Origin of the sequence: Candidatus Solincola tengchongensis (assembly GCF_015711935.1) — a bacterium.
Classification (GTDB): Bacteria; Actinomycetota; Geothermincolia; order Geothermincolales; family RBG-13-55-18; genus Solincola_A; species Solincola_A tengchongensis.
The window spans coordinates 1-7855 of the sequence record NZ_JACVJJ010000006.1 but is presented as its reverse complement, the minus strand read 5'-3'; the positions used below and the strand labels follow the sequence as shown (position 1 = coordinate 7855).

Annotated in this window: 6 protein-coding genes; 1 reads left to right on the top strand and 5 read right to left on the bottom strand. The window is 62.6% G+C overall.

The annotated features are described in order from the left end of the window. On the top strand, positions 1-2017 hold a 2017-nt coding region (locus H7007_RS00105; protein WP_287152445.1), incomplete at its 5' end, for a L,D-transpeptidase. Positions 2018-2029: 12 nt separating this feature from the next. Here H7007_RS00105 and H7007_RS00100 read toward each other — a convergent pair. From H7007_RS00100 to H7007_RS00080, 5 genes are all read right to left on the bottom strand, one after another. Further along, a complete protein-coding gene (locus tag H7007_RS00100; RefSeq protein ID WP_287152444.1) occupies positions 2030-3190 on the bottom strand; it encodes a glycosyltransferase family 2 protein in 1161 nt (386 codons plus the stop codon). Continuing rightward, positions 3187-3810, bottom strand: coding sequence for a glycerol-3-phosphate acyltransferase (locus H7007_RS00095; protein ID WP_287152443.1), 624 nt, complete (start codon positions 3808-3810; stop codon positions 3187-3189). The genes H7007_RS00100 and H7007_RS00095 overlap by 4 nt, the downstream gene beginning before the upstream one ends. Positions 3811-3988: 178 nt before the next feature. Then, complete coding sequence (locus H7007_RS00090; protein WP_287152442.1) at positions 3989-5383, bottom strand: deoxyribodipyrimidine photo-lyase; 1395 nt, start codon at positions 5381-5383, stop codon at positions 3989-3991. Between the two features lie 233 nt (positions 5384-5616). Beyond that, positions 5617-6588, bottom strand: coding sequence for a YbgA family protein (locus H7007_RS00085; protein WP_287152441.1), 972 nt, complete (start codon positions 6586-6588; stop codon positions 5617-5619). A gap of 96 nt (positions 6589-6684) precedes the next feature. Further along, the gene (locus tag H7007_RS00080) at positions 6685-7590 is read right to left on the bottom strand and encodes a sensor domain-containing diguanylate cyclase (RefSeq protein ID WP_287152440.1); all 906 of its coding nucleotides are present in this window, start codon (positions 7588-7590) and stop codon (positions 6685-6687) included. Positions 7591-7855: the final 265 nt, after the last annotated feature.

Below are 7855 nucleotides of genomic sequence, written 5' to 3'. Positions count from 1 at the left end.
GGTCCTCTTCGCCCTCCAGGCATCCGCCGAGCCCGCACCGGTGGAGCTCTCGCCGGGAGGGAGCCTGCCCCCGCCCCAAGGGGTTTCCGTGCTCCACCGTCCGGAGGACCGGGGTAGGCGCGTGGCCCTGACCTGGAGTCCGGTGGCCGGAGCCTTCGGTTACCGAGTCTACCGCTCCGAGTCGGCCGAGGGGGAGATGGCCCCGGTGGGCGGCAGGGCGGCCGATTCCATGTTGGATTACCCGGTATTCCTCGACGACGGCGCGGTTCCCGGAAAGAGCTATTACTACGCCGTGGCCACCGTGGACGAGGACCTGCGCGAGGGCCCGCTTTCGCCGAGGGTTTTGGCTCTTGTTGAGCCGGTGGCGGCGGCGGCGGGAGGCCCGAAACGCATGGTCTGTTCCCTAAGCGACCAGCGCATCTACTTTTACGAGGGGGATCAACTGGTAAACGTGGTGCGCTGTTCCACGGGCCTGAACAACGCGACCCCCACGGGCAATTTCCGCATCCTGGCCCATTACCGCGTGCACAGCGGGCTGGGCGGCGCGGTGTGCGACTACTGGATGTCCTTCACATCAAGCCACGGCGTACACGCCTGGCCCCGAGGTTCGTCCCGCTATGAAACCGGGCTGGGAGCACCGGCCTCCCACGGGTGCGTGCGCCTGCATCCCCTGGAGGCCTACTGGCCCTATTACTGGGCGCCGGACGGTACCCCTTTGACCATCACTTACGCTTCCCTGGCCAGGAGGGTGGTGACGGGATGCCACGACACGGGCGGGGCCGAGGCGCCCGGGAGCGAGTGGTACTTCGCCGAGGGATGTACGGACTTCGGTTTCGACACCTTCCTCTTGCTCTCCAACCCAGGAGACGAAGGGATAAGGGTTAAGATCCACTTTTACCGCGACGACGGGGTCACGGTCACGGAGGAGAGATATCTCCTACCTCATTCCCGCCTGACCCTCCCCGTGGACCAGCTTCCCGGCCTGGAAGCCGCCTCCTTCGCCATCTACGTGGAGGCCGGAGGGCCGGTGGTGGCGGAGCGCGCCATGTACTTCACCATGGGCAGCCGCGACGACGGCACGGTGACCGTGGGGGCGAGGGCACTCTCCAGGCAATGGTATTTCGCCGAGGGGTTCACCGCCGACTCGTTCGACACCTTCCTCCTGCTTTCCAATCCCGGAGAGGACGCGACCACGGCGCGGGTGTATTTCTACCTCGAGGGAGGAGGTGAGGCGAGGTATGATTTCCTGTTGCCTCCCCATTCCCGGCAAACGGTATCCGTGGACTCCCTCCCCGCCGTGGCCTCCGCTTCCTTCTCCACCCGCGTGGATTCCGACCTCCCCATCGTGGCCGAGCGGGCCATGTACTTCAACCTGGGCTACATAGGAGGCGGGCACGTCTCCCTCGGCGCTCCCGAGCTCTCCACCGGCTGGTATTTCGCCGAGGGATGCACGCGGAACTTCTTCTCCACCTTCCTCCTCCTCGGGAACCCGACGGGCGAGGACACCGTCGTGCACGTGGATTACCAGCTGCCGGAAGGTGACCTGCGCTATGACTACCTGGTGAGGGCCGGATCCCGGGTCACCTTGGACGTCGGCTCCCAGGGGGGGCTTTCCGGGCAGGACGTGGCCGTAGCCGTGGAATCCGACCACCCCATAGTTGCCGAACGGGCCGTGTATTACAACCTGGACAGCCACCGTGGCGGCCACGCCGCCGTGGGGCTACGGTCCGGTTCCAATAACTGGTATTTCGCGGAAGGGTACACCGACGGGGCTTTCGATACCTATCTCCTCCTCTCCAACCCCGGGTCCTCGCCGGCCTTCGTGAACGTAGTGTTCCTGCGCGAGGACGGTTCCACCTTCGGCGCCGGCTACCTGGTGCAGCCGCGGCGCCGGGTCACCGTGCACGTGGACGACCTCCCGGGCATGGAGAGGACATCTTTCTCCATGAACGTCCACGCCGATCAGCAAGTGGTGGCGGAGCGGGCCATGTATTTCGTTATGCCCAGGGGATACTGAGGCCGCCCCGAGTCAGGGCCAGCGCGGGCGCGGACGAGGGAGGGTGCGTTCCTTCCAGATGGAGGCCCCCAGCAGGCTCTTCGCCAGCGAAGTGATGGCGGCCGCCGTTCCTAGGGCGACGACGGCGGGGTAAAGGAAAATCGCCGCTCTTCCGAGGACCAGGCGCCGCGCTGCCAGGCTCCACAGCAGGAGGGACAGCGAAACCTCGATGCCGGCGAGGAGCAGGGCGGATTCCGATCTGACCCACCGCAGGGACCCCCCGGCCAGCACCAGTGGCGGTTCAAGAAACACCACGGCCAGCCATGTCCAGACGAATACGAAGAGGATAACCCGGCATCCGAAGGCGGGGAAAAGACTCTTGGTCAGGCCGTGGAAAGCCGAGGAGAGGCCGCGATACATGCGGCAAACCAAAAGGTCACCGCCGTCGAGGAACTCCAGATTAAGCCCCTCCGATTTTATCCTGCGTGCGAGAGCGAAATCATCCGCTATCTCTGCCCTTATGGCCCTGTGGCCACCGGCGCGGTAATAGGCACTGCGGCGAAAGAGCATGAACTGACCCACGGCTGCGGACAGGAAAGGGGCTTTCAGGCGGTGGGCCAGAAAAAGAGGGAAAAAACAGAGAACGCTCCAGCCGAGAATGGGGACGGCCATCTTCTCTCCGGGGGTGAGCATCTCTTGACGTGGAAGGGCCGTCAAGAGGTCGGCCCCGCTTTCCTGCAGAGCGGCTACCGCGCGGCATAGGGATTCCGGGTGGTGGAAGGTGTCCGCGTCCGTGAAGAGCAGCAGCTCGCCACCGGCCTGGAGTGAGAGCTGGTGGCAGGCCCAGTTTTTCCCGGTCCATCCCGGAGGCGGCTCACTCCCTCGTATAACCCTCAAACGAGGGTCACGGGAGGAGAGATGGCTGAGGATTTCCCAGGTCCGGTCCCGGGACCCGTCGTCCAGGACCACGACCTCGAAACATGGATAGTCCTGTGCCAGCACGGATTCCAGGCAGCGGACGATGTTCTCCTCCTCGTTCCGCGCCGGTATCAGTATGGATACGAGCGGAAAATCGCGCGGTGCGCCGAATCCGCTCATCCTCCTGAAGGTGCACAGGTTGGCCAGGCAGATGCACAGGACCGCCAGCAGAAAGAAGATAATACCGTACTGGTGCTGTGCCCAGATTCCCGTCAACCCTCACCTCCGAGCGCCTCACGGCCACCGCGGCGCAGGTAAGGCCTCAGGCGTGGCGGGCCGGACAGCTCTTCGCGGTGCTTCCAGAAGATGACGGCTGTGTTGAGAGCCCAAACCGCCAAAAGTGGCCCCTCGACCCTTCGTAATAGTAGGTAAACCAGAAAAGGACCAAAGCCCAGGAGGGCGGACCAGGAGTCGCCGGAGAGAAAGGCGGTGAACATCGCCAGGGACAGGCCCAGGGCCAGGGGCCCCTCGAACATCAGCAGCCCGGTCCAGACGCCGAAGGAGATGGCGATGGATTTACCTCCCCGGAATCCGAGGAAGGGGGAGAACGCGCTGCCGAGGAGAGGGGCAACGGCAACGGGAAAGACCGCCCAGCCTTCTATTCCCAGGAAGAAATGGGCCAGGCCGACGGGAAGCGCGCCTTTCAGGTAATCAAGCACGCCGGCGGCAAGGCCGCAGCGCGGACCGCACGCCCTCCAGGCGTTTACGGCACCCGGGTTGCCGTCACCGTATTCCCGCACGTCAACGCCCCGCCGCCACCTCGCGAGGAGAACGGAAAAGGGAATGGACCCCAGGATAAAACCGAGGAGCGCTAGGACGGCCCACGTCATCTCCATGCTGCTCCAAGCCGAAAGAAATACTCTTTCGTCCAACTTCGGCACTCCCGCTCCCCGTTCCGATCCTGCTATCCGATAATTATTTTTCCCTCAAGGACGGGAATGAACCCGGATGGACGGCCGCCGTCCCCGCCCTCCCGTCGGTAGGGGGGTGGTTGGACCATCGAGTTCGGAGGGATTACGGGTTTGCGGAAGGGGAAGCGCCACGGCTTGGGGTCTTCTCGCCGAAGTAGGAATCCACCCTTTTCAGGTAGGATTCCATGTCGAACTTGCGGAGGAGGCCCCGTTGGCTCATCCAGCGGACCTTCCCGGTGACCTCGCGCTCGGCGAAGGGGCGGTCGTGCTTGCCGAGACACCAAAGGATACCCGCATAGCCGTTGGGGTCCCTCCCGTCCAGCTCGTACTTGTCGTTCAGGCGGATCATGACCCGTAGGGCCTCCTGAGGGGTGGGTGTCCATTCCAGTATCTTCTTCCCCCAGTACATGCGCATGTAGTTGTGCATCCTCCCCGTGGCCAGCATCTCCCGCTGGGCGGCGTTCCAGAAAGGGTCATGGGTGCGGGCCCTCTCCAGTTCCTCAAATTCGTACAGGTATTCCCTGCGGTCGCGGGCGTGTTCCTCCATGGTCTGCCGTGCCCAGGCGGGCAGCGCACTCAACGAATCATAAGTGGGATTGTAGAAGACGAAGTTCACGCTGAGCTCGCGCCTCACGATCAACTGCTCCAGAAAAGCCGCCGCGCCGGGGCCCTTCACCTTCCCGACTTCCAGGGCGACCTCCAGTGGGGATATCTGTCCGAAATGGAGGTACGGACTGAGCCCTGAGGTATAGTCCAGTTCGGGATGGTTGGAGAGGAGGTGATAAAGGTCCAGCTTCTCACGGATGAAGGAGCGCAGCCTTGCCCGGGCCTCCGAGGTCCCGCCGGGGGGAATAAGCACCGGTTCGGGAGCCGGTGTGGCACGTACCTCTTCAGCCAGGCTAGCGGGGTCGGACAGGTCGACACCTTCCAGTTCAAACTGCGGGTTGCGGCGCTTGAGACGACGTTCGGAGAGTGGCACTAGGAAGGCGGGCAGCAGGCGCTTTATGCGGGGCCGGAGGGTGGCCGCAGAATACTCCTCCTTGCGTGAGGCCGTCTCCACGGGAACCACGACGTCGCTCTCCACCTGGAAGACGGGGCAGGGCGAGCGTCGAACCAGCCATTCCCTCCATTCCCGCTGTCCGCAAAGATACCCCCGGTCCACGACCACCAGGGAGGCCTCCCCGGCCAGCTGCAGGGCTCCCTTTTCCGGGGAGACCTTGCGGACCACGAACTGCGCTCCCCGTTCGGAGAGGGCCTCGCCCACCTCCCGCAACCCCTCCAACATGAACAGGTAATGGCGACGGTTGGCCCCGGGGTATCTCGCGGTTATCCCGAAGAACACCACCAGGGGCAGGCCCAGCTCGTTGGCCCTCTCCACGGCGAATTCCAAGGCGTGGTTGTAGACGGTGCGCTGGGAAGCCTGCATCCAGTAGAGCACGTAGCGTCCCGCCGCCGGGGTCCCTCCCCTCAGCACCTTGACCCTTTCGGATTGAATCATGCTCTCGGAAACCCCCTTTCCAAGTTTTCCGCCCGAGTACGCGTCTTTTTATCGCCGCGGAGATTTAAGGCATGAGAAGCACGTGGGGGGTTTCGGATCCAGCTCCTGCGGTCTTGTCCTGCCCCACGTCTTAAGGATCCTCGTGCACACAGGGCCCCTCAGCGCGGCCTTGCCTTTCACGTTGTGTACGTTCGAGGTGTTCTCGCGCCGCCTTTACGTTTGACTTTACAGCTTCACAGATCCCTCCCCTTCCCGGAGTCGCTGATCATGGCCAACCCCTCGGGGTAGGGCCGAAAAAAAGCCTGTTCAGCGAGGTATTTCTCCTCAAACCGGATTATCCATGAGTTCATTATATCCACCGGGACGCTCAGGGGGATCTTCCTCTCACGGTACCTTTGCAGGGCATCCAGGAAATAGGACTTTTCACGCGCGGTCAGCCTGTCGGAGAAATATCCCAAGGAGTGAAGGAGCACGTTTATGTTGGAGACGTAACGAGGAGGTCGGGACAGGGCCTTGCGGAGGTGTTCTCCGTAGACCTCGAACAGCTCCGCCGCACGTTTCCGCTCGGGGTTGGCCGCCAGCCTCCCCAGGGCCTTGAGCTCTGTCTGGTTGTAGGACATGAGCAGGAACTTGTGGCGGGAGTGGAAGTCCACCAAGGATGCCACGGTTCCCCTTCCCACCGCCTCGCGGAAGCGTGCCAGGGTGAATATGCGCACCAGGAAATGCTCCCGCAGGCGGAAGTTCTTGAGCCGGCCCTCGCTTTCCGTCGGCAGCAGCGGGAATCTGCGTTTGACCTCTCCCCCGAAAAAACCGGGTCCCTTGTCCACCGCCCCCGCTTCGCTCCTCCCGCTGGGGAAGATCTTCACGTCGCCTATCCCGCAGGAAGGGGAGCGCGCTTTCAGGATGAATCCCTCCACCTGCGGAAGCGATTCCAGGAAGCTGGCGCAGAAGGCGAGCATCTCCCCAGTCACGTCCCTCCCGGTAGCCGGTTGGACGAGCCGCAGGCCTCCCTTGCCGGTCTCGATATGTATGGGGTCGCGGGGTACGCCCAAGCCGATCTCCATCTCGGGGCAGACCGTTATGAAGCGCACGTGCGAGGACAAAAGGTCCACAAAGTCGTCCCGGACGATCTCGCCGTTCCAGCGGCAGGCCGCGAAGCCGAGGCATCTGCTGATCACAAGGACCGGTTTCGGGTTGCCGGACATGTGCGGGCTTCCTTTACCGATGTCCTGTGGAACGGTCTTGATGTCCGGTGCAGTTGAGGACCCTCGCCGGAGGGAGGCCGATTCCGTGGCTGGCCATCAGGCTATCACCACCCGGTTCTTGCCCTCCGCCTTAGCGCGGTACATGTTGGCATCGGCTCTTGCCACCAGCTTCTCCGGAGTGTCGGAGACCCCGGCTAGTATTCCGCCCACGGATACGGTGGCCCTGATTCGGTCTCCGCGCGCGGAAAACCAGGACTGCTCCACCAGGAGGCGGATTTTTTCGCCCACACGTTTAAGGTTTTCCGCGTCCACGTTTGTCACCAGTACGAGGAATTCCTCGCCGCCCCAGCGGCTCACCATGTCGAAAACGCGCAGGCTGCTGCGCAGCGTCGTGGCCACCACCCTGAGCAGCTCATCTCCGGTCTCGTGCCCGTACAGGTCGTTGATGACCTTGAAGTCGTCGAGATCGATGAAAAGGACCCCGAAACTCCATCCGTACCTTTCCAGCTCCTTCAGTCGCAGGTGGAGGTTCATCTCCGCGAATCTCCGGTTGCCGATACCGGTCAGGGGATCCATCAGGGAGAGCTTTCTCAACTCGCTTATGGTCTGGATGTATCCCAATAACTGGGAAGCGTTGCTGAAGGTCACCACGACGCCTTTCGCGCCCCTTGGCACTTCCCTCAGAGGGAAGATCTTCGTAAGCATGGGTATCCGGTAGCCCTTCTTGTGTCTCAGGAAGAGTATCTCCTCCCTTTCCTCGCCGTCGGTGAGGGCTTTGACCGAGGGGCAGAGGTCCACGTCACACAGCCGGTTCCCCAGCTCGTCGGTGTGTTCGAGCACGTCTTCCCGGCAGAAGCAGCCTATCACCTCGTCGCCGCTGTAACCGGTGAGCTCTTCCGCACCCCTGTTCCAGAAGGTTATCCGCCTGTCGGCGTCCAGAAAATAGACGCCGTCGCTTATGCTGTCCAGCAGGTTTCTGTAAAAATCAGCGCTGAAATCCATTGGCTTCCTTTTGACACATTTTCACCATCTTATTTTTACCCGATGTGGCGGAAGGATATTCTGATCCCGATCATGGGCGGCGGTCGAGGTCTTTTAGAGCGGCGAAAGAAACCCGTTTACTGCCAGGAGAATCATGTAGGACGCACTTCGCCACGCGGGAAATCACAGTTTTTCCAGGGCTCCGGTGGTCACATGGCCGACGTTGTTGGCCAGGTCGCCCACGCGCTCCAGGTTGCTTAGGGTGTCCAGAAAGACCACTCCTGCC